Origin of the sequence: Dialister micraerophilus (genome assembly GCF_947090205.1) — a bacterium.
In the GTDB taxonomy this organism is placed as follows: Bacteria; Bacillota; Negativicutes; order Veillonellales; family Dialisteraceae; genus Dialister; species Dialister micraerophilus.
Genome location: NZ_CAMUNF010000011.1, coordinates 21,503 through 43,589 on the forward strand (window position 1 = coordinate 21,503; position 22,087 = coordinate 43,589).

General features: G+C 39.1%; 23 protein-coding genes. 22 read left to right on the forward strand and 1 reads right to left on the reverse strand.

The annotated features are described in order from the left end of the window. Positions 1–66 precede the first annotated feature (66 nt). From P6922_RS05605 to P6922_RS05660, 12 genes are all read left to right on the forward strand, one after another. The gene (locus tag P6922_RS05605; protein WP_276874990.1) at positions 67–1,011 is read left to right on the forward strand and encodes an FAD:protein FMN transferase; all 945 of its coding nucleotides are present in this window, start codon (positions 67–69) and stop codon (positions 1,009–1,011) included. Between the two features lie 14 nt (positions 1,012–1,025). Further along, on the forward strand, positions 1,026–1,631 hold the full coding sequence (locus tag P6922_RS05610; protein ID WP_276874992.1) for a MotA/TolQ/ExbB proton channel family protein: 606 nt from the start codon (positions 1,026–1,028) through the stop codon (positions 1,629–1,631). Between the two features lie 2 nt (positions 1,632–1,633). Then, positions 1,634–2,056, forward strand: coding sequence for an ExbD/TolR family protein (locus tag P6922_RS05615; protein WP_007553623.1), 423 nt, complete (start codon positions 1,634–1,636; stop codon positions 2,054–2,056). After that, positions 2,053–2,898 carry an energy transducer TonB gene (locus P6922_RS05620; protein WP_276874994.1) on the forward strand — a complete coding sequence of 282 codons (846 nt, stop codon included), beginning with the start codon at positions 2,053–2,055 and terminating at the stop codon, positions 2,896–2,898. The genes P6922_RS05615 and P6922_RS05620 overlap by 4 nt, the downstream gene beginning before the upstream one ends. 11 nt (positions 2,899–2,909) lie before the next feature. After that, on the forward strand, positions 2,910–4,115 hold the full coding sequence (locus P6922_RS05625) for an FTR1 family iron permease (RefSeq protein ID WP_276874996.1): 1,206 nt from the start codon (positions 2,910–2,912) through the stop codon (positions 4,113–4,115). 36 nt (positions 4,116–4,151) lie between these two features. Beyond that, positions 4,152–4,697, forward strand: coding sequence for an iron transporter (locus P6922_RS05630; RefSeq protein WP_007553681.1), 546 nt, complete (start codon positions 4,152–4,154; stop codon positions 4,695–4,697). A 96-nt stretch (positions 4,698–4,793) separates the two neighbouring features. Next, on the forward strand, positions 4,794–6,053 hold the full coding sequence (locus P6922_RS05635) for a DUF2318 domain-containing protein (RefSeq protein WP_256998182.1): 1,260 nt from the start codon (positions 4,794–4,796) through the stop codon (positions 6,051–6,053). Positions 6,054–6,068: 15 nt separating this feature from the next. Next, positions 6,069–7,346, forward strand: a complete 1,278-nt coding sequence (locus tag P6922_RS05640) for an ABC transporter permease (protein ID WP_276874997.1) — start codon at positions 6,069–6,071, stop codon at positions 7,344–7,346. A gap of 4 nt (positions 7,347–7,350) precedes the next feature. Continuing rightward, positions 7,351–8,487, forward strand: a complete 1,137-nt coding sequence (locus P6922_RS05645; protein WP_276874998.1) for an ABC transporter permease — start codon at positions 7,351–7,353, stop codon at positions 8,485–8,487. Positions 8,488–8,496: 9 nt separating this feature from the next. Continuing rightward, a complete protein-coding gene (locus tag P6922_RS05650) occupies positions 8,497–9,162 on the forward strand; it encodes an ABC transporter ATP-binding protein (protein WP_007553765.1) in 666 nt (221 codons plus the stop codon). Continuing rightward, positions 9,159–9,638 (forward strand): FMN-binding protein, encoded by a 480-nt coding sequence (locus P6922_RS05655; protein ID WP_007553606.1) that lies wholly within the window; start codon positions 9,159–9,161, stop codon positions 9,636–9,638. The genes P6922_RS05650 and P6922_RS05655 overlap by 4 nt, the downstream gene beginning before the upstream one ends. 408 nt (positions 9,639–10,046) lie before the next feature. Then, the gene (locus P6922_RS05660) at positions 10,047–12,740 is read left to right on the forward strand and encodes a DNA-directed RNA polymerase subunit alpha C-terminal domain-containing protein (RefSeq protein WP_276874999.1); all 2,694 of its coding nucleotides are present in this window, start codon (positions 10,047–10,049) and stop codon (positions 12,738–12,740) included. Positions 12,741–12,820: 80 nt separating this feature from the next. On the opposite strand, the gene P6922_RS05665 is transcribed toward P6922_RS05660, so the two are convergent. Continuing rightward, positions 12,821–14,278: an ArnT family glycosyltransferase gene (locus P6922_RS05665; protein WP_276875000.1), complete on the reverse strand. Its 1,458-nt coding sequence runs from the start codon at positions 14,276–14,278 to the stop codon at positions 12,821–12,823. Positions 14,279–14,523: 245 nt separating this feature from the next. Between P6922_RS05665 and P6922_RS05670 the strand changes: the two genes are divergently transcribed. The 10 genes from P6922_RS05670 (at position 14,524) to atpG (ending at position 22,068) form a co-directional block, all read left to right on the forward strand. Then, positions 14,524–15,582: a glycosyltransferase family 4 protein gene (locus tag P6922_RS05670; protein WP_423777904.1), complete on the forward strand. Its 1,059-nt coding sequence runs from the start codon at positions 14,524–14,526 to the stop codon at positions 15,580–15,582. Continuing rightward, entirely contained in the window at positions 15,579–16,721 is a 1,143-nt protein-coding gene (wecB, locus tag P6922_RS05675; protein WP_276875001.1) for a non-hydrolyzing UDP-N-acetylglucosamine 2-epimerase, read from the forward strand. Before P6922_RS05670 ends, wecB begins: the two co-directional genes overlap by 4 nt. Before the next feature lie 132 nt (positions 16,722–16,853). Next, positions 16,854–17,093 carry an AtpZ/AtpI family protein gene (locus P6922_RS05680; protein WP_007553628.1) on the forward strand — a complete coding sequence of 80 codons (240 nt, stop codon included), beginning with the start codon at positions 16,854–16,856 and terminating at the stop codon, positions 17,091–17,093. A 3-nt stretch (positions 17,094–17,096) separates the two neighbouring features. Continuing rightward, the gene (locus P6922_RS05685; RefSeq protein WP_007555850.1) at positions 17,097–17,480 is read left to right on the forward strand and encodes an ATP synthase subunit I; all 384 of its coding nucleotides are present in this window, start codon (positions 17,097–17,099) and stop codon (positions 17,478–17,480) included. 41 nt (positions 17,481–17,521) lie between these two features. Continuing rightward, positions 17,522–18,187: a F0F1 ATP synthase subunit A gene (gene atpB, locus P6922_RS05690; protein ID WP_007553795.1), complete on the forward strand. Its 666-nt coding sequence runs from the start codon at positions 17,522–17,524 to the stop codon at positions 18,185–18,187. Positions 18,188–18,281: 94 nt separating this feature from the next. Further along, complete coding sequence (gene atpE / locus P6922_RS05695; protein WP_276875002.1) at positions 18,282–18,533, forward strand: ATP synthase F0 subunit C; 252 nt, start codon at positions 18,282–18,284, stop codon at positions 18,531–18,533. A gap of 36 nt (positions 18,534–18,569) precedes the next feature. Next, entirely contained in the window at positions 18,570–19,064 is a 495-nt protein-coding gene (atpF, locus tag P6922_RS05700) for a F0F1 ATP synthase subunit B (RefSeq protein WP_276875003.1), read from the forward strand. A 2-nt stretch (positions 19,065–19,066) separates the two neighbouring features. Next, positions 19,067–19,606 carry an ATP synthase F1 subunit delta gene (gene atpH / locus P6922_RS05705; RefSeq protein WP_276875004.1) on the forward strand — a complete coding sequence of 180 codons (540 nt, stop codon included), beginning with the start codon at positions 19,067–19,069 and terminating at the stop codon, positions 19,604–19,606. Positions 19,607–19,627: 21 nt separating this feature from the next. Then, positions 19,628–21,172 (forward strand): F0F1 ATP synthase subunit alpha, encoded by a 1,545-nt coding sequence (atpA, locus tag P6922_RS05710; protein WP_276875005.1) that lies wholly within the window; start codon positions 19,628–19,630, stop codon positions 21,170–21,172. A gap of 5 nt (positions 21,173–21,177) precedes the next feature. Further along, a complete protein-coding gene (gene atpG / locus P6922_RS05715; protein WP_007553673.1) occupies positions 21,178–22,068 on the forward strand; it encodes an ATP synthase F1 subunit gamma in 891 nt (296 codons plus the stop codon). Positions 22,069–22,087 lie beyond the last annotated feature (19 nt).

Below are 22,087 nucleotides of genomic sequence, written 5' to 3' on the forward strand. Positions count from 1 at the left end.
AAAATGTTATCAAAATATTATCAAAAATCGGATAGATAAAAGGACAACTATTTTCGGGAGGCAATATTGCACGTAGAATCCGGTGAAGCGATGGGGACATTTTTGCAAGTAAGATCCGAAAATGAAATCCCTTGCGATGTATCGTTGCACATACGAAAAATTTTCGGAGATATTGAAGCTGTGTGCAGCAGATTTTTGAAAGAAAGCGAAATTTCACGAATAAATGAAAATTCCGGCATTCGCTCCGTAAAAGTTTCACAAACTTGCATGAACATTATAAAAAAATCCATGCAAGTTGCAGAATTTACAAACGGAGTTTTCGATCCTTCAATCGGTGCAATGTCATCTTTGTGGAATATAGGAAGTGAAGGTGAATATGTTCCGACCGAAAAAGAAATACAAAAGGCATGGAGCCTTGTAGATTATCGCAATATACTGATTGACGGAAATTCCGTATTTCTTGAGAATAAAGGCATGTCGCTTGATTTGGGCGGTATTGCAAAAGAGTATGCAATTCATCAAGCTGCAAATTTTTGCAGAAAAAAGAAGCTTGAAGGAATTATAATTGATTGCGGAGGCGATATTTCGACCGTAGGGAAAAAACCGGACGGAAGCGATTGGCGTATAGGTATACAACATCCGCGCAGAAGAAATAATTTGATTGCTTCCGTTGTTCTTGCATCTTGGAATACGGTTGAAACTTCCGGAGATTACAGACGTTTTATAAAGAATGACGATTTATTTCAAAGTCATATTTTTTCAGTAAACAACGAAAAAAGAGTGCAGCTTTTAAGTGCGACATTGGTATATGACGGAAATTACGATTTTTCCTTGACATCTTCTGCGCTGCTTGCCGGAGGATTGGACTTTTCAAAAAGAATGCTTAAAAAATGCAAGGGGATGGAAGCGATTTTGATAACTGAAAAGTTTGAAGTTTTTGTTACGAAAAATCTGTATGATTACTGTAATGTGATTTCCGATAATTCGGAAAAAATATTACTTGATTTATAAAAGGGGTGTAGTAAGTGGAAATTATAGAATTATTTCAAAAAGGCGGTTTCGTCATGTACTTGTTGCTTCTTGCATCTATATGCACGATAGCGATTTTGGCGGAACGTTTTATGTTTTATAGAAAAGCTTTGAAAGGTATTGTACCTTATACCGACAATTTGGAGAAAATTCTTTCCGGCAAATCTTGGGAAGAAATTATGCAAAGTTCACTTATATACAACAATGTAGCGGTTATTATGATGAATGAAACCGCAAAAGCAGTTTTGAACGGGTATGATGCGGAACTTGCTTTGGATCGTACATACACCGCTTTGGCTGCACAGTTCAGAAGAAACTTGAATTATCTTTCCGCAATTGTCACACTTTCACCTTTGCTCGGACTTTTGGGTACAATTTTCGGTATGATAAACTCATTTCAGATTTTCAATTTGCAAGCCGGACAGCCTATGGCGATTACCGGAGGTATAGGTGAAGCGCTTACAGCTACGGCTTTCGGATTGATCGTTGCCGTTTTTTCACTTGCAGTTCACACGTATTTTGCTTCACGCATGGATAATGCACTTACGATAATGGAAAAAACAGGAGCCGTTCTTCTTTCTGAAGTAAGAAAGAGAGGTTAATCATGTTTGGTAAACGTAATTTTCACAAAGTGAAAGAACCGTCGATAATTATCGTTCCGATGATAGATATTATGCTTTTTCTTCTCGTGTTCTTCATGATGGCGACAATGTATATGACCGAACTTAATACAATGTCGGTAAATTTGCCTCAAGCGTCCGCATCGAAACGTGAAACGAAACCCGAAGTTATCCCCGTAACGGTACTGGACAACGGAGAAGTTTATTATGATAAAGACACCTCTCCGTCCCAAGATGTGGTTCAACGTATGAAGAAAAATATTTCCGAAAATCCTGAAGTTGTATTTGTGCTTCGTGCCGACAAGAGTACGAATTACGATGATGTGACGAAAGTGCTTGATGCTTTGAAACAATCGGGGGCCAAGCATATTTCACTCGCAACGGAAGTGAAGGCTGATAAGAAATGAAATATTCGGCAAATTGGCGATTATGCTTTATAGTTTCGCTCATTGTGCATTTTATATTGTGGTCGGTTCTGACATTTGTCGTACCGCTTTTGGATTTTTCATCTGCCAAAGTTTCGGATGATGCAATAATGCTTGAAGATCTTCCGACAGGATATGAAGGCCCCGGATGGGGAAACGGTGAAGGTGAAGGTACGGGTTCCGGTGACGGAACGGGAGTCGGAGCACCTCAAAATGAGGATGATAAAGCCATAAACAAGGAAATAGGTGAAAGCACTACTTCAGAAGACAATACGGGCGACGCCATGAATTATGACGAGTCCGATGACGAAGTATTGGATTCTTCCGAAGAGAATGCCGAAGATACCGAAACAAGTCCTATTATTGCGGATAACGAAGCCGATGCCATTGCTCAGCTTGAAGAGCAGGTAAAACAAGCCAAAAAAGACTCGACAAAGAAAGTTTCAAGTGTAATTATTATAGGAAAAGGCACTGAAGGAGGCGGCAGCGGCGGAAACGGTCGTGGAGGCGGAAAACCTCAAATAGGTACACCTCCGAAACTTATAGAAGATTTTTATCCGCCGAACAATCTTGTTCCGTTCAAGGGACGTATACGTGTATTTGCGACAATCGGTAAAGACGGACTGATTCACAAAACAAGTGTTGCAGTTACATCAGGTAAACGCAGTTATGATGAAATAGCAATGTCGGCGGCAAGAAAATGGAGATTCAAGCCGGCACTTGATGAAAACGGTGAGCCTATGGAAGTTACGAGAGTTATTTCAATTTCATTTAACAGACCGAATATAGCAAGGCAAATAAATGAACGTAAATACTCCGATTAAATATGGAAAGGATGTGCGACTTGATAAAGAAAATATTGTTTGCCGTAATTTTTGCGGCATCATTGGTTTTAGTGCCTTTCTCGTCAAGAGCATCTCAAGATTGGGAACAAATATATGATCATATAGACAGTATGATACACACTTCCGTAGAGCAATATGCATCGGGTGACCTTGAAGGTTCGAAAAAAACCGTCAACGACACTTACTACGGAGTATATGAAAAAGACGGACTTGAAAAAGCGATACGTTCCACAATTGCATCAAAAAATGCGAATTTGACCGAATATCAATTTTCAAAATTGAAAAAAGCTATAAGAGAAGACCAAGGTGAAGCATCGGTAAAGAGTGAAGCCGAAACTTTGCTCACAATGATTAAATCCGATGTGATCACTCTTGAAAACAAAAATGTCGCAGGAGGACGTTGGGCATCGTTCTTTACGTCATTACTTCTGCTTTTACGTGAAGGTATGGAAGCGATTTTGATGCTTGTCGCAATTATCGCCTACCTTCAGAAATCCGGAAATACGAAGTACATGGGAATGGTATATAATTATGCCATAGGTGCTGTGGTTGCAAGTTTTATAACCGCCTATATATTCTCGGAACTTATGGATAAGTTTGCCGCAGGAGCAAATCAGGAACTTATCGAAGGTATAACGGCACTCGTGGCCGTATGCGTACTCTTGTCCGTAAGTATATGGATGAGCGGAAAATCCGAAGCGAGAGAATGGAAGAAATACATTGAAAATATGATTAATCACAGTATAACTTCCAAACATGCAAGAGCATTGGGTATTGCAGCATTCCTTGCAGTGTATCGTGAAGGTGCCGAAGTAATTCTGTTCTATCAGGCACTATTCAACAACTCGAGCGGAGATACCGAAATGATTTGGTTCGGATTCGGTACGGGATGTATTCTGCTTTTGATTATATTTGCTGTAATCCGTAAAGGTTTGGTACGTATACCTTTGCGACCGTTCTTTATAGTTACGAGCCTTTTGATGTTCATCATGGCCGTAGCATTTGCCGGTGGAGGAGTAAGCGAATTACAGGAAGCCGGCATTATACCGCAATCTGTTATAGCATGGGAGTATTTCCCGAATGCAGACTGGTTGGGTTTGTATCCGACTTATGAAACCGTGGGTATACAGATTGTTATATTACTTTCAGGTCTTATTACGCATTTTGTAAGAAAACGTCGTAATAAAAATATTTAATTTTACATCAAAAAATGATGTAACAGGAGGTTTAAAATGTACAAGAAATTATTGGCTGCCGCAATGGCAACTGCTCTTACTATGACAGGTGCATCCGTTATGGCTGCAGGTTTTCAGGAATATCCTATCGGAGATGAACAAGAAAGCCCCGAAAATCATTTCAAGGTAGCACTTGTTTACTTCCAACCGGTACAAATGGAACCGGCAACATCTCAACTTCCGCCGGACAAAGCCGATATACATATAGAAACCGATATTCACGCAACGGAAGGCAATGAATGCGGCTTCGGTGTAGGTGAATGGATACCGTACCTTACGGTTCATTACAAAATGACGAAACAGGAAACAGGAGAATCGATTGAAGGTGTATTCATGCCGATGAGTGCAGATGACGGTCCGCACTACGGTGCAAACGTGAAAATGTTGGGTGCCGGAACATACGACTGTGAATTTACAATCGACAGTCCTGAAAGACAAAATTACTTGCTCCATGTAGACAAAGAAACAGGAGTAGAAGGACATTTTTGGAAAGAACCGGTAGTTATGAAGTGGGTATTTAACTACGTTCCGCGTCACTGGTAATTTTTGCCGGACGGAGAAAACGTTTTTTCCGAATTGAAATTCAGCCGACCGGCGGGGAAACCCTCGGTCGGTTATTTATTTGAAAGGAAACCTCGAATGCAAATGTTGCAATTGTTTTTGAGACAATTAATACCTGTCATGGAACACGGTATAGCACTTCTGATACCGCTTTCCGTATTGGCGGCAATGCTTGACAATCGTGAAAAAGGTCGATTTGTACGTTACTTTAAAAAAGCTGCATACTGGGGATTTTGGGGTTCGATTTTCATTATGGCGGTAAAACAAGGCACGAGAACTGCCGTAAGTCGTGAAGTTTTTGAAGGAATAACGGCATTTACGGCAATTTGCGGTGAAGTACTGCTGCTGCAATTTTTGAGATCGGAAACTGTAAGTGAATTAAGAAAGGAATTATTCAGAAATTCCATAATGCTTACGGTCGTATCACTTTTCCTGTATTACGGAATGGAAATTTTGATTGTGCCGGTGACGACTGTAACCACTGCCGAAGTAATTGTTTCAATTGAAACCGCAATAAAAATTTTGGGAGCGGTTGTAGGACTTTTATTTGCATGGATGGGTTCGATTTTTGTTTATCGTTCTGCACGTTCCTTGAGAAGTAAAAGACTCTATGTCGTATTTGCAATTCAAACGGCGGCACTTCTTTTCCAGCAAATTGTATACATAGTACAAATATTGATGGCAAGAAACATACTTCCTTTGCAAAAACTCATAAACATAATGGGTCCGCTCATAGATCATCAATCGCAATTTGTATTTATAGTTTTTGCAGTTGCATTTGCAGTACCTTTTGCACTCTTTCTTCAAAAAAGGCCGGCACGTAAAGATAATGAAAATCCGGCACAATATAGAAAAGTCATTGCATCCGACATACATAAGAAGAGATGGGGTAAGGCGATGGTTGTATACCTTGTCGCAATGATTTTGATTTCAAGTGTCGGAAATATGTATGCGCACAAAAAAGAAGAACTTGTTCCGGCAGTAAACGTAACAGCCGTAAACAATGTCGTGTCGATACCGCTAAGCAAAGTAAATGACGGACACTTGCACAGATTTGCATATCACACTCAAAAAGGTACGGCGGTAAGATTTATCGTTGTACTGAAAGGCGGCTCGGCATACGGTGTGGGATTTGACGCATGTGAAATTTGCGGAGCTACCGGTTACATTGAACGTGAAGGACAAATAGTATGTAAACTCTGTGACGTAGTTATGAACAAGTCCACAATAGGAATGAAGGGCGGATGTAACCCCATTCCTCTTAAATACTCGGTAAATGACGGTAATTTACAAATAGAGCAAAATTTATTGGACGAAGGTGAAAAATACTTCCGTTAAAGAAAGGAGAAAACAGTGTTTTGGCAAATGGTGAAAAATGCCATGTTAAGACAGGGAAGACAACTTCTTTTCGTGGCATTGACGGTTGCACTGGGTATATCGCTTGCTACAGCGATGCTTAATGTAATGTTTGACGTAGGAAGTAAAGTAAATCAGGAACTCAAAGCATTCGGCGCAAACATTACCGTAACACCCAAAAATTCATCTATACTCAAAGACATATACGGACTTGACGATGAAAAAGCACCGAAAGAATACTTGCCCGATTCGGCAATAGGAAGTTTGAAAACGATTTTCTGGGCAAATAATATTGTGGCACTTTCTCCGCATCTTAACGGGAAAGTAACACTCAAAGGAAATAATGAAGTTTCCGTTACGGGAACATGGTTCGACCACAACATGGTACTTCCTACCGATGATATATTTTCCACAGGTGAACAATATATGAAATCATGGTGGCAAGTATCCGGAAGTTGGCCGAGCGAAAACAATCCCTCCGAAGTACTTGTCGGGAAAAAACTCGCCGATAAAATGAATATTAAAAACGGTGACGAACTTTCATGCCAAGGAAAAGGCGGAGAAGAAAAATTGAAAGTCGTAGGAATAGTAAACGGCGGAGGCGAAGAAGACGGAGAAATTGTCGCACAACTTCCTGCAGTACAAAAAATGTTGGGACTTGAAGGAAAAGTGGACTCCATAACGGTAAGTGCGATAACCACACCGGAAAACGATTTGGCAAGAAAAGCTGCGGCAAACCCGAAAAGTCTGTCGCTGAAAGAATACGAAGTGTGGTACTGTACGGCATACGTAGGATCCATAGCTTTCCAAATAGAAGAAGTAATACCCGACTCGGTAGCAAGACCCGTACGACAAATAGCGGAATCCGAAGGTAAAATATTGAACAAAACCGAAATGCTCATGTTGCTGATTACCATACTTTCACTTCTTTCCGCAACAATGGGAGTATCAAACCTTGTAAGCGCAAACATTATGGAAAGAAGTCGTGAACTCGGACTTTTGAAAGCACTCGGAGCTACCGACAGAGCTGTTGCAATCTATGTACTGACGGAAATTTTTATAGCGGGACTTATAGGTGCAGTTGTCGGATACATAGTAGGACTGGGATTTGCACAAATTATCGGACATGCGGTATTCAACTCCGCAATCGCTGTAAATCGCGGAGTCATTCCTATTTTATTTTTACTTCTTGTATTTATGATTTTATTGGGAAGTTTGCCCGCAATCCGTATGATACTCAAATTACGTCCGGCAAATGTATTGCATGGCAGGTGATGAAATGAATATAAAGAAACTTAAAATGTACTTGGTTTTGGTAACTAATGCATTGATGCGAAGAAAATTACGTATGTTCATTGCACTCCTTGCAGTTGCAATCGGAGCGACAATAATATCCGGAATGATGACGGTATACAAAGAAGTACCCGAACAAATGGGAAGGGAATTTCGTGCTTACGGTGCGAACCTGCTTTTAATACCGGCAGACGGAAAAAAGACATTCGATCAAAGCAAACTTGCTGAAATATATAAACTCTTGGACAAAAAAGAACTTGTAGGAGCATCACCGTTCCTATACGAAAGACTTAAAATAAATGAAAGTCCCGTACTTACGGGCGGAACGGACTTCGACGTTTTGAAGAAAGTCAGTCCGTACTGGCAAATAGAAGGTAAAATGCCTAAAAAAGGCAGCAAAGAAATGCTTCTCGGAAACGACATAGCACAAAAATACCGTTCAAAAATCGGAGACACTTTAATAGTAAGCACACATGACGGAAACGTGGAAGAAAAATTTACCGTAAGCGGAATAGTAAGAACGGGCGGTAAAGAAGAACAATTTGCATATGTCGACCTTTCGATACTTCAACAAATGACGGAAAAAGAAGGACAAGTAAGCGTTGTACAAGTATCTGTAGTGGCGGACGAAAGCAAACTGCAAGCATTTGAAAACAAACTTCACTCGCAAGACAAAGAAGTACAATCACAAATAGTCAAACAAATTGCAGGATCGGAAGCTGCGGTGCTGGCAAAATTGCAAGCATTGGTACTTTTGGTAACACTTGTCGTATTGCTCCTTACATTGGTATGCGTAGGCACTACAATGACGGAAGTGGTATCCGAAAGAAGAAAAGAAATCGGACTGAAAAAAGCACTCGGAGCAAGCAACAAAAATATAGCATTTGAATTTTTGGGCGAAAGCGGAATGCTCGGACTCTTCGGAGGAATAGTAGGAACCGCATGCGGATATATATTTGCACAAGCGGTAGGAATGAACGTATTCGGAAGAGAAATAGGATTTTCATTCAGCGTGGCAATATTTTCAATAATAATTTCCATATTGATTACATCACTGGCAAGTCTTATACCGGTAAGAACTGCGGTAAAAATAGAACCGGCGATAGTTTTACGAGGCGAATAAGGAGAAAATATGAGTTTATTACAATTAAAAGACGTATCCATGCTATATGGAGGGAAAGTGCCGGCACTTAAAGAAGTAAACTTGACAGTTGAAAAAGGCGACTGGCTTGCAATCATGGGACCGTCAGGATCGGGAAAAACAACTCTTATGAACATAATAGGTTGCATGGACAGAGCAACATCGGGAGAAGTAATACTTGACGGAATAAATCTGCGTGACGTTACAACGGACGAACTTACACGTATAAGACGAGACAAAATAGGAATGGTATTTCAACAATTTCACCTTATACCCTACCTTACAGCAGTTGAAAATCTGATGGTTGCACAATACTATCACAGCGTACCCGACAAACAGGAAGCGTTGGAAGTACTCGAAAGAGTAGGACTCAAAGACAGAGCCGACCACTTACCGCGAGAACTCTCCGGAGGAGAACAACAACGTGTATGTATAGCAAGAGCATTGATAAATTACCCCGTATTGCTTTTGGCGGACGAACCTACAGGAAACCTTGATGAAAAAAATCAGGAACTTGTAATGGAAATATTCCGTGAACTCAATGCCGAAGGACATACGATTATTACCGTTACACACTCCGACGAAGTAGGAAGAGCGGCAAAACACAAAGTAATAATCGAACATGGACATATGAGGAAAGCGAGAGAAAACGAATGAAAAAATACACACTTTTGTTGATGGCAAGCGCACTTGCAATTGCAAGCGCAGGATGCGGAAACAACGACTCCGCAAAACCTGAAAACGAAAATGAAAAAAATGTATTGAACAATACAAAAGAAATACTCGAAAAAGCAAAAGACGGAACATATACGGGAACCAGCTCACCGGACAACAGAGGCGGAATAGGAAAACTCACAGTAACCATAAAAGATCACAAAATAGCCGATGTGCAATTTGAAGGAATACAAAAAGACGGAACCGTAAAAGGTGAAGACTACGGAAAAACAAACGGAGAAATAGAAAACAAAGCATTTTACAACAAAGCGCAAGCGGCAGTAAAAGCAAACGGTGAATACGCACAAGCACTTTTGCAGAAACAGGAAATTTCAAAAGTGGACGGAATATCCGGCGCAACAATATCCTACAAACAATTCCTTGAAGCTGCGCAAGACGCATTCGAAAAAATGAAATAAAACACATTTAGGTACAAGCTAAAATAAAAGCTTAAACAACTTGAAAACATAAATAAAATTAAAATTTCATTTATTATTAAAAAATATTTTGAAAAAGACTTTTCAAATACACTTAAATCTGTTATAATGAATTCGGAAGCGATGGAAAACCACGCTTTTAGAGAAAGACGGACAAAATCCGTTAAGAGATTATGAAATCCCAATCATAAATCTCACTCCTTTCTAACTCCCTTTATTTTTTACACTCCTAGTGAAAAAAACGACCCTCGGGGTCGTTTTTTCTTTACCTGAAAAATGAAATATTTACATTCTTGACGTAATTTAGTTAAAGTTCTATTATAAAGATGAATAAATATACGGTAAAGTAATTATTCGCAGAACGGAAATAAAATTATTTGGAGAATGGAAATGAAATTCATAACAAAAGATGATTTTATAGATGTATTGGAGCTTTCAACAAGAACAAACAACTGTTTAAGACGAGCGGAAGTTCATACAATAGGAAGTTTAATTGAATATGCCAAAAGCAATGATTTAAATATGATCTACGGAATGGGACGCCTCAGTGTGGAAGAAGTGGAAAGAGTTCTCAAAGAACTTGAAACGGGCGATAATTCCAAATTTATACTTATAGACAAAGGCACGTTGGACATAAAAGAAAAAACGAAGTGCAGATCTGAAAAAGATGAAAATATAAGGAAAGAAAATTTACTTATAAGCGCCGGCGACTTCGATGACGAGATGAAAGAAAAACTCTGCGAAAAAAATATATTTCTTTATACCCAATTGTGGGACAAATCCATATCTGAAATATATTCACTGGGAATAGCGAAATATAAAAGTATGTGGGACTTCTTTTACAAAACCTTGGAATCGAGAGATTTATACGATAAAGCCACCTCGGAAGAAGCGAAATTCCTTCTCAAAAATTACAAAATTTTAAACCGTATAATTGAAGAACTTGTACCGTATGTAAATAGAAATAAAAATGTAGCAGTATTGCAACTTCTGCACATATTCATCACAAACAGATACGATGAAAAAACATTTTTGAAATCGCTTATCGAATATGAGCCGATAAAAATGTTTCTGAACGGCAAAATAATATTTTTCCTGAAAAGAAATCATTATGCAAGTAAAAGCGAAATATTTGAAATAATTCCGGAATGTCTGCAAAAAACGGAAATTATGGAAGATATTTTGAAAAATATGGAAAAAGGAAAAATAATTTGCTTTGAAAAAGGGAAAATATGTCTTTATTTACCTTCCTTTTCGGAAATTTTGGATAAAATACCGAAACAGAGGACAAAAGAAATAGTGCGTAGCCGTTTCTCCGGAAAAACGCTTGAGGATGTTGCAAAAGAATTCGATCTTACACGAGAACGTGTAAGACAAATAGTAAGCAAGGTAATTTCAGGTTTTCCGGATGTAAAAGAAAACAAATATATTTACCTTTACGAAAATTACCATATAAACGAAGACGAATTTTGTGAAGCGTTTTCCGAACCGGTAGAAACGTATATGTACTTGAAAACCATATGCGGAGTAAAAAACGGTGACAAAAAAGAACTGGACGAAGAAATTCTTTTTGACGAAAACATACCTTCGCAAATGAAAAAAATGCTCGAACCCGTAATTTACAAAGATTATGTAAGAATAGGTGCGACCGCAATAAGAAAAAATCGTCCGGAACTTGTCAAGTACGTAGTGAAAAAGTATTGCAAAGAACAAACGAGGTTTGACAAATTTCGTGAAATATACATGAATTTTTTAAAGGAAAACGGTATAGATAACGAAACGGCACTTTGGATAGAGGACAGAGCATATATAAATCAATTGAGTGAATGCAATTACGTTTTATGGAATCAGGGAAAGAGCTTCAGATATTACGATATAGCCGGACAAGATTATGAAGATTTATTCGACACATTGGATTTGGAGCAATACGAAGACGTGGAATTGTCGACTTTGAAATTTATAAACGACTATCCTAAACTCATGGGAAGATACGATATACATGATGAATACGAATTTCATAATTTACTCAAAAAGATAATCCCGAAAGAAAATACATATATAAAATTCGGAAGAATGCCCACAATGGAATTCGGAAATCCGAATACCGACAATCAAGTATTGGAAATGCTTTTGCAATATGCACCGATTTCGGTAAAAGATTTTGCAAAAATGTATGAAAAGCAATACGGTGTAAAAGCTGAAACGGTAATAGGAAGTTACATGAAGAACTTTGACGATTATTTTTATGACGGTGTTTATACATTGTCGGCAGACAATTTACCTCATGAAGAATTTGAAAAGATGAAAGAACTTCTTACTCAAGATTGCTATGCGATACTCGAAGTAAAACAAATATACAAATCTCAATTTCCGTATAAAAGTATATCTGCGATAAATCCGTATACATTAAAAACGTTGGGATTTAAAGTATATACGGGTTACATTATAAAAAATACATACGATTCGGCATTGAGTTATTTTAAACACATGCTTACGAAAGACGATATAATAGACATCGGCAATTTGAACAGACACATAAGAAATTGCGTGACATTTATATCGACACTTTATGACCTTTGTGCAAAATATGAAATAATTGAATTTGAACCGCATAAATACATAAATATAAGGAAATTGGAAGAAAAAGGAATAACAAAAGACACATTGAAAGACTATTGCAATGCGGTAGCGGAAAAAGTAAAACCGGGAGAATTTTTCACCGTAACATCACTTCGTAAAGACGGATTTACGCACAAAATTGACGATGCGGGATTCGGATATTGGTTCTATGTATCCATACTTGCGGAAGATTATGAACATTTCTCGTGCAGAAGAATGGGTAAAACACGTCTGTTTTACAGAGGACGTGAAAAGATAAGAATGTCGGACATGCTTTCCGTACTGCTTTCGGCAAGAAAATATATTTCCCTTGAAGAACTTCATCGTCTTTTGGCCGATTACTATAACATACATGTAAACATGTACAAAATAATAGAATTTATGAAAGAAACCGATTTGCACTACGATCCTATAGACAAGAGAGTTTATCGGGATTATGAAACATATGAAAAAATGAAATCATGAAATAATGAAAAAAGATGACAATGCGATTTGATATACCGTCATATTCGATAAGGTATCATTTTGCAAAGTCATCTCTTTTTTTATTTCTGTGTTTTGTGCCAAATTGTATAACTTGCATCACTTTTTACAATTTGTATATTCGCACCCTTTATTTTACTTATTTCATTTTTAAATTTATCGATTTTTTTATTTTTCGTGATTATGTAGCAATCTTTGTCGTTTAATGCCGTACTCTTTTTTATAAGAGGCATAACATTTTTTGCGTTCCAATCCAATTTTCCGGGTTTTACATCTTCAAACTCGTTATCCTCGACAGTGGAATATATTTTTCTGTCACTGTAAAAAACCATACTTGTACTGTAATTTTCATAAAAGTAAACAGGTTTTTCGGATGAAGCCTCAAACTTCAGAAATTCTCCCGTTTCTTTGCCGGCGTTCATGGCCATGTAAGGCGGTGCAGCAAAAATTAAAAGTAAAGTATAAATTACGGAAAAAACAACGGAGACATTTATTATTTTTTTGAAATTCGAAGTGTATAATTTTGCCGTCATTATGGAAAGTGCAAACAACATCGGGAATGTATAAGTCGTATACTTTGTAGCTATACATTGGAAAAATGCAAAAACAACAACGGAATAAATTATCAAAAGCTGAAATAAACTGTCAGATTTTTTGAAAGAAAGAGTTTTTTCTTTATATTTTTTGTACATTTTGTATACAAGGAAAAAGCTCCAAGGTGCAAATCCGACAAAGAACATAAGTATGTAGAAGTACCATACATTTTGTGCAGGATGCTCGGAAACCGTCGCACGAAGGTAATTATGAACTCCGAAGAAATTAAGCAGAAAATCGTTTCCGTGTATACCGTACATTGTTCCGTACCAACTTGATGTAATAATCAAGAAAAGAATTATTCCGAAGATGAGTTTTACCTTGAGAAGTTCTTTAATATCTTTTTTGTACAAAAGGAAGATTACACAGGCAAGTCCCGGAAGTGCAAGTCCGACAGGACCTTTTGTCAAAGTTGAAAGTGCAGCGGTAATGTAGCACAAGTAATAATAATTTTTGTTTCGTGTATAACCTAAGTAAAAATACGCTACCGACATACTCATAAACAAAAACAGCGTTACATCGGTAAGTACCGAATGAGTTAAAAGCCACATTTCAAAAGACGAAATTAAAATAAGTGATGCAAGAAATCCTGTTTTTTGACTGTAAACTTTTGAGGTGAAGTCATAGGTGAAAAGCACTCCGATCATACCGAAAACGGCTCCGGGTATACGTGCCGCAATTTCCGTAAAACCGAAGACGGAAAATGAAATCATCAATTCCCAATAGTAAAAAATCGGTTTGTCATACCAATATCTTCCGTAAATTTGCGGTGATATCCAATCTTTTGCAATAAGCATTTCTTTTGCAGTTTGAGCATAATTCGACTCAACCGTATCGGTTATGGGAAGATTGTAACTTCCGAGTAAAAAAATTATAAGTGAAAATAATCCCAAGCATATATATGGATGTTTTTTTATAAAATTCAAAGTTGAAGCTCCTTCTTTCAAAATTAAAGCTCTTTCTATATGTTTTATTAATATAATACCATTTACATTATAAATCATCATGGACTTATGTCATAAGTCGATTATAAATCTTAATATTTCTTTGATACAAGTAGACAATAATTGTATAATAACATGAGTAATGTAAAATATATATGTCCCTTTTTATTTTGTATGGTAGTATAAAGACGTAAACTTAAATACATAAACTTTTTGGAGGTGTTATTTTGGCATATGTGTGGACCTTCATTACTGCACTTGCGGTTACATTTGTATTGACACCGTTAGTCAAGACTCTTGCAGTAAAGTGGGGAGCAGTAGATAAGCCGAATGCCAGAAAAGTTCATCATGGTTTGATACCGCGTTTGGGCGGATTGGCGATATATGCAGGATTTGTCGTTTCCGTTGTTTCAACCATAGGATTGACTTATGAAATGACGGGAATTCTTATAGGTTCTACCGTTTTGGTGCTTGTGGGTATATCGGATGATAAATTTTCATTGCCGGCAAAAGTAAAGTTGGCCGGACAAATAATATCTGCGGCAGTATTGGTATGTGTTTTCGGTGTAAGTATAAAATGGTTGGTACTTCCTTACTTCGGAATGATATATTTATCCGAATTTATTTCGGTTCCTCTTACCATATTTTGGATAGTGGGATTTGTAAATACGGTAAATTTGATTGACGGACTGGACGGTTTGGCTGCCGGAGTCGCATCTATCGCATCCATTGCAATTGCACTGATGGCATTTCAAATGGGACAATGGATACCGGCGGCGGCAATGATTGCAATGTCGGGATCTTGTATAGCGTTTTTGCAGTACAATTTCAATCCCGCAAAAATATTTATGGGTGATACCGGCTCCATGTTCTTGGGATACGTTATTGCTGCGGTGTCGGTAATAGGAGCGGTGAAAACTGCCGCCATGGCAGTACTTTTGGTACCGCTTATAGCACTTACGGTGCCTATTATGGATACACTTCTTGCGATTGTAAGACGTAAATTGTCCGGAGTACCGATTTTTTCACCGGATAAAAATCATTTGCACCACAGATTGCTTGCGCAAGGTTTGAGTCAAAAACAAGTTGTTTTGATAATGTATGCGCTTACGGCATTCTTCTCATGCTTTGCATTACTCGTTATACATTTAAGTTTGTGGATAGGTGTATTGCTTGCGTTGATTGCTCTAATTCTATTCCTTATATGGGTAAAAAAATTGGGAGTAATGAGCGGTAAAAGAAATCAAAAAAAGGAATGTGAAACGAACGGAGGAAAAAAGTCGTGAAGGTTATGACAATATTCGGCACACGTCCGGAAGCTATAAAAATGGCACCGGTAGTGAAAGAACTTTTGAAACACGAAGAATTCGATGTAAAAGTATGTTTAACCGCACAGCATCGTGAAATGCTCGACCAAGTGGTAGATTTATTTAACTTGCCGGTAGATTACGATTTGGACATAATGAAAAAAAGTCAATCTTTGTACGATATAACTTCACGTGTGCTTTGCGGACTTGAAGAAGTTCTTGAAAAAGAAAAACCTGATTATGTACTCGTACATGGAGATACGACTACAACGTTTTCCGCCGCACTTGCAGCATTTTACAAAGGAATAAAAGTTGCACACGTGGAAGCCGGACTTCGTACGGGTAATTTGAGATCTCCGTTTCCTGAAGAAGCAAATAGAAGATTGACAGGAGTTGTTGCAAACATACACTTTGCACCCACTGAAGTTGCACAATCCAACCTTCTTCGTGAAGGCAAGAATCCCGATACCGTTTTCGTTGTAGGAAATACGGTAATAGACGCACTTTTTCATACGGTGAAAAAAGATTACGAATTTGAAGATAAAGAAATACAAAACATAGAAGAACACAAGCGTGTAATACTTGTGACTACACATAGAAGAGAAAACTTGGGCGCACCGATGCACCATGTATATCGTGCATTGAAAAGACTCGTGAAAGATGTACCGGATACGGAAGTAGTATTTCCCGTACACAGAAATCCTTTGGTAAGAAAATCTGTAAGAGAGGAACTTTTGGGAATACCTCAGATACACCTCGTTGAACCTATGGAATATGAACCGTTTACCAACCTTATGTCAAGATGCGACATAGTTTTGACGGATTCGGGAGGAATACAGGAAGAAGCGCCGAGTTTGGGTAAACCCGTACTTGTACTTCGTGATACGACCGAACGACCGGAAGCAATAAATGCCGGTACCGTAAAGCTCGTGGGAACCGATGAAGATAAAATATACAATGAAGCGTATAAATTATTGACCTTGGAAGATGAATACCGCAAAATGTCGGAAGCTGTAAATCCCTACGGAGACGGAAAGTCGTCACAAAGAATTGCACAAACTCTCTTGTATATAGAAAAAATAAGTAATAAAAAACCGTCTTTATTTATAGCAAAGTAAGATTTCTTATGATACAATAAGGAATGTGTAAGTGGTGTTATGCTTATTTATTGAAGTTGTATGCCGTTTGCGTACAACCTTTAATTTGTATAAGTTGCATTTATCGGCCGAGTTGCAAATATAGGTACGGTTATGAAACAAAAAGTTAAAAAAGAAAGCGGTAAAAAATCCGAATTCAATCCTGTACATATCGTTGCATCTGCAGCGGCAGCGGGAATAACACTTTTGATTTTTATAGCTATAGGATTTTGGCTCGGAGATACTTGTGATAAATATTTGGCATCAGGACCGTTCGGCGTAATGCTCGGAACGGTTTTCGGTGCGATTTTAGGACTATTATCATTAATAAAGCAGATGTTGGAGAAGAAATGACAAATGATGTATGATCAGACTTTCCCTATGTATGCAAAGCGAATGATTATTTGGCTTACCGGCATGCTTATTATCGGGACTGCATTAATTACAGTTATATGGGGTTGGAAAGCCGGTCTTGCATGGGCAATAGGATCATTTTTCCATGCTGCTTTTTTCTATGTATTGAGAATTCGATACTTTAAATGGGTATCGAAAGATGCAGAACCGACCGCAATAGGTAAAAAAATTGCAGGTTATGCCGGATTGAGATTTATACTTGAGATTGTAATAGCGGCGGTAGTTGTAATTTATACACCGCTTAACGTAATCGGTCTTATAGGTGGCTTACTTTCATTGCCGCTGGCGTCATTATTTGAACGTGCGGTCAATGTTATTAAGAAATAAATCTTTTCTTGACATTCTCGTAAGAGGGAGGAGGTGAGATTATGCATCTTCATACGGGTACACACGTTGTTGCACAATTTTTGGGTATGGGTGTCAATTTGGACACTCTCTTTACTACATGGCTTACAGCTATTATAGTTTTCATTGTTGTCTTTATGGCAAGTAGAGGAAGAGCATTGGTTCCGAGCGGAATTCAAAATGCGGTAGAATTTGTCATTGAAGCACTCTGTGACCAGTTTGAAAAGAATGTGGGAAAAAACTACAGACAAGTAGTTTATGTACTTCTTACATTATTCATGTTTATATTCGTAGCAAACGAAATAGGATTGTTGCCGACAGAACATTTAACGGCATCACCTACAAACGATGTAAATACGACATTGGGACTGGCTATAGGATCATCGCTGTTCGTTCATTTCTTCAAAATTAAAAACAGCGGATTTGGACATTGGATTAAACATTTTTTCCAACCGATGCCGTTCTTTGTAGTTATCAATGTAGTTGAAGAGATATCAAAGCCTATTACATTGGCAATGCGTCTGTTCGGAAATATTTTGGCAGGTGAAATTCTGCTTGAAATTTTGTGTTTCATGGCGCCGTGGTTAGTACCTATTATCTGGATTGCATTCAGCCTTTTCGTGGGGTTGATTCAGTCTTACATATTTACCACCCTCGTGTCGATTTATTTGAAATCGAGTGTCGAGTAAACCGCGAACCGTACCTTCGGTAAAAGGAAATACGGTGCCGGCCGAAATCCGGTAAAAATAGAAAAAAGTTTAATTCTCAGGAGGAATTATTATCATGGATCAGACAATTGTTGTTCAGTTTTCTCTTATTGCAGCTACCATTATTGCTTGTGTGGCAGCAGCTTCTGCATCTTTTTGTGACTCCCGCGTAGCAGTACGTGCTATCGACGGAATGACTCGTCAGCCGGAATTGGCAGGCCAGCTCTTCACAAACATGCTCGTTGCTATCGGTTTGGTAGAATCTATTCCGATTATCGCAGTAGTTATCGCTATCGTTCTTGTATTCGCCAACCCGTTCCTCGGCTAATTCAATTTTATTTGTTAGCCTAAGGAGGGGAGCTCATTGGTAGAACTTAATGGTACACTGCTGATTCAGATCCTCAACTTTATTATTCTCGTCGCTATTTTGGGGCATTTTGCATACAAGCCGATAATTAAGGTATTGGATGCGCGTAAGCAACGTATTCAAAACGACTTGGATTCAGCTGCTGCATCTAAAGCCGATGCGGCAAAGTTGAAAGACAGTTATGAAGAACAGCTCCGGAACGCACAGGCGAAAGCGCAGGAAATTGTAACTCAGGCGGTAAAAGAAGCGAAAGTCAAAGCTGAAGAACAGATTGAGGCCGCTCATATCGCTATAGAGCAGGAAAAAGAAAACGCAACGAAACAGATTGAAAGGGAACGCAAGGATGCTCTTGATGATCTGAAAGCACAGGTTGCCGTTCTTTCTTGCGATATTGCTGCGAAGATCATCAGCAAAAATATGACTCCGGAAGAAAATGGCCGGATTATAGAAGACAGCATCACAAAATTGGGTGCGGTCAAATCGGGTAAATGATTATGGATAAGAACGTAATCCTTGCAAAAAAGTACGGACGTGCTATCTATGACATTGCCGCTGAAACGCAGAGTTTGGAATCGATCGGCAACGATTTGAAATTGATTGCGGATACCTTAAAGGAAAACGCGGAACTTTCAAATTTGCTGACTCATCCTATTCTTGCAAAGAATATCAAGAAAAATACTATAGAAAGTCTATTTACAGACAAAGTTTCAACGTTGGTGCTGAATTTCTGCTATGTAGTCATTGATAAAGAACATATGAATCTTTTCGGTGATATGGTGGAAATATATAACAATTTGGCATGCCACGGATTGGGAATGGAAGAGGCAATTGTTACAACTGCCGTTCCATTGACAGACGAACAGGCGGAAATGATTAAAGAAAAACTTGGAGCACAGCTCGGTTGCAAAATCATTTTGAAGCAAAAAGTTGATGCGGCACTTATCGGAGGTTTCACAATTCAGATTGGGGACCGATTGATTGACGGTTCTGTAGTTAGACAGCTGAATGCACTTAAAGCGATGATGATACAGTGAGGTTGAGGTGACTTATAGGAAATGAAAATCAGTTCAGATGAAATCATATCTGTGATTAAAAAACAGATTGAAAACTACAAAGTAGACCTCAATGTTGATGAAATAGGTACAGTTCTGGAAGTCGGTGACGGTATTACCCATATTTATGGATTGGAAAACTGTATGGCCGGCGAATTGCTCGAGCTGCCGAATGGCGTATATGGTATGGCGTTAAACTTGGAAGAAAGCAACGTAGGTGCCGTTCTTTTAGGTAAACACGAAACCATTAAAGAAGGCGATACGGTAAAAAGAACCGATCGCTTGATGCAGGTGCCGGTAGGCAATGCGGTTATCGGCCGTGTTGTCAACTCCCTGGGTCAGCCTATCGACGGAAAAGGCGATATCAAAACTGATGCTTATCGTGACATTGAAATTAAAGCACCGGGCATTGCCGAAAGACAGCCGGTTAATGTACCGCTGCAAACAGGTCTTAAATGTATTGACTCGATGGTTCCGATTGGCAGAGGCCAGCGTGAACTTATCATAGGCGATCGCGGTACAGGTAAAACAGCTATTGCGATCGACACCATTTTGAACCAGAAAGGTCAAAATGTAATTTGTGTATATGTATCCATCGGACAGAAGAACTCCAACGTAGTTCGTGTGTATGAAAGACTCAAAGAAGCAGGAGCAATGGACTACTCCGTAATCGTACACGCAGGTGCTGCGGAAGGTTCTCCGATGCAATACTTGGCACCGTATTCAGGTGTTTCCATCGCGGAACACTTCATGCACCAGGGCAAAGACGTTCTCATAATTTATGATGACTTGTCCAAGCACGCTGTTGCATATCGTGCCATGTCACTCTTGCTTCGTCGTCCGCCGGGACGTGAAGCTTATCCGGGTGACGTATTCTACCTGCACTCAAGATTGTTGGAACGTGCTGCACGTTTGTCCGAAGAATTGGGCGGCGGCTCCATTACTGCACTTCCGATTATCGAAACATTGGCAGGTGACGTAGGTGCTTATATTCCTACAAACGTTATTTCTATTACCGACGGTCAGATATTCCTTGAAACAGGATTATTCTACTCAGGTGTACGTCCGGCTATCAACGTAGGTTTGTCTGTATCCCGTGTAGGTGGATCCGCACAAATCAAAGCGATGAAGAAAGTTGCCGGTACACTTCGTCTTGACTTGGCACAATTCCGTGAATTGGCTGCATTTGCGCAGTTCGGTTCCGACCTTGATGCCGCAACAAAGGCACAAATCGACCGTGGTCAAAGAACAACGGAAATTCTTAAACAGCCGCAATATAACCCATATCCGGTAGAAGACCAGGTTATGGCTATATATGTAGGTGTTAAAGGATATCTCGATGATATTGAAGTTGATGAAGTTGTAAACTTTGAAAAGCAATTACTCGACTTTATGCATACAAACCATCCGGAAGTAGGAGAATCTATCCGCACGGAAAAGAAACTCATCGAAGCAACGGAAGAAAACTTGCGTAAAGCAATTGCAGAATTCAAAGAACGTTACAATGCAATAAAATCAGCAAAGCAGTCTGAAACGGTAGAGGGGTGATCTGAGTGGAGAGTACGCGTGATATAAAAGGGCGCATTAAATCTGTCACCAACATCCAACAGATTACGAAAGCAATGAAGATGGTAGCTGCTGCACGTCTGCGTAAAGCAGAAGAAAAAGCAAAAGGCTCCCTTCCATATGCTGAAAAGATCGGAGAGCTTATGCGCCGTGCTTCTTCGGCGACCCCGGATTTCGACAGTCCTTTGCTAGACGTACGTGAATCCAAGAAAGTTGGTTACTTGGTAATTTGCGGTGACAAAGGATTGGCGGGCGCTTATAACTCTAACGTTATGAAACGCACTATCCAGGAGATCTCCGGCAAAGATCCGTCTACATACAAACTCTTTGTATGCGGAAAACAGGCTAAAAAATACCTGAATTTCCGTGGATACAAGACGGATTCTTACCACTTCGGCTTTTCAGACAAACCTCAAGCTTCCAATTCTATAGAACTTTCTGAACAAATGATTCAGCAATTCTCAGATGAAGAAGTAGATGAGGTATACATTATTTATACTAAATTCTATACGGCTCTTCGCCAGAAGGTCATGGTTTCTCGCTTGCTTCCTATAGAAGTTCCGAAAGATCATGAGGCGGCAGCACCGGAAAATATTGAAATGGAAGAAGTTCAGGAAGAAGAACCATATATTTTCCTTCCGAACGCTTCGGAAGTATTATCCAAACTGCTTCCCCAGTATATCCAAGTGCAAGTTTATAATGCGATGCTGCAATCAGCGGCATCCGAACTGGGCAGCCGTATGGCGGCAATGTCCGCAGCTACCGACAATGCAGCGGAAAAAATCTCGGAACTCAACCTTACGTACAACAAAGCACGTCAGGCACAAGTTACCAACGAAATTTCCGAAATCGTCGGCGGTGCGGCAGCTCTTGAATAATCTGCACTAAATAAAAGAA

Bases quoted from the DNA above. Each gene is read 5' to 3' on its own strand.
- P6922_RS05615 (WP_007553623.1), top strand. From the start codon at position 1,634: ATGTTTGGTAAACGTAATTTTCACAAAGTGAAAGAACCGTCGATAATT.
- P6922_RS05620 (WP_276874994.1), top strand. From the start codon at position 2,053: ATGAAATATTCGGCAAATTGGCGATTATGCTTTATAGTTTCGCTCATT.
- P6922_RS05625 (WP_276874996.1), top strand. From the start codon at position 2,910: ATGTGCGACTTGATAAAGAAAATATTGTTTGCCGTAATTTTTGCGGCA.
- P6922_RS05630 (WP_007553681.1), top strand. From the start codon at position 4,152: ATGTACAAGAAATTATTGGCTGCCGCAATGGCAACTGCTCTTACTATG.
- P6922_RS05635 (WP_256998182.1), top strand. From the start codon at position 4,794: ATGCAAATGTTGCAATTGTTTTTGAGACAATTAATACCTGTCATGGAA.
- P6922_RS05645 (WP_276874998.1), top strand. From the start codon at position 7,351: ATGAATATAAAGAAACTTAAAATGTACTTGGTTTTGGTAACTAATGCA.
- P6922_RS05650 (WP_007553765.1), top strand. From the start codon at position 8,497: ATGAGTTTATTACAATTAAAAGACGTATCCATGCTATATGGAGGGAAA.
- P6922_RS05655 (WP_007553606.1), top strand. From the start codon at position 9,159: ATGAAAAAATACACACTTTTGTTGATGGCAAGCGCACTTGCAATTGCA.
- P6922_RS05660 (WP_276874999.1), top strand. From the start codon at position 10,047: ATGAAATTCATAACAAAAGATGATTTTATAGATGTATTGGAGCTTTCA.
- P6922_RS05680 (WP_007553628.1), top strand. From the start codon at position 16,854: ATGAAACAAAAAGTTAAAAAAGAAAGCGGTAAAAAATCCGAATTCAAT.
- P6922_RS05685 (WP_007555850.1), top strand. From the start codon at position 17,097: ATGATGTATGATCAGACTTTCCCTATGTATGCAAAGCGAATGATTATT.
- atpB (WP_007553795.1), top strand. From the start codon at position 17,522: ATGCATCTTCATACGGGTACACACGTTGTTGCACAATTTTTGGGTATG.
- atpE (WP_276875002.1), top strand. From the start codon at position 18,282: ATGGATCAGACAATTGTTGTTCAGTTTTCTCTTATTGCAGCTACCATT.
- atpH (WP_276875004.1), top strand. From the start codon at position 19,067: ATGGATAAGAACGTAATCCTTGCAAAAAAGTACGGACGTGCTATCTAT.
- atpA (WP_276875005.1), top strand. From the start codon at position 19,628: ATGAAAATCAGTTCAGATGAAATCATATCTGTGATTAAAAAACAGATT.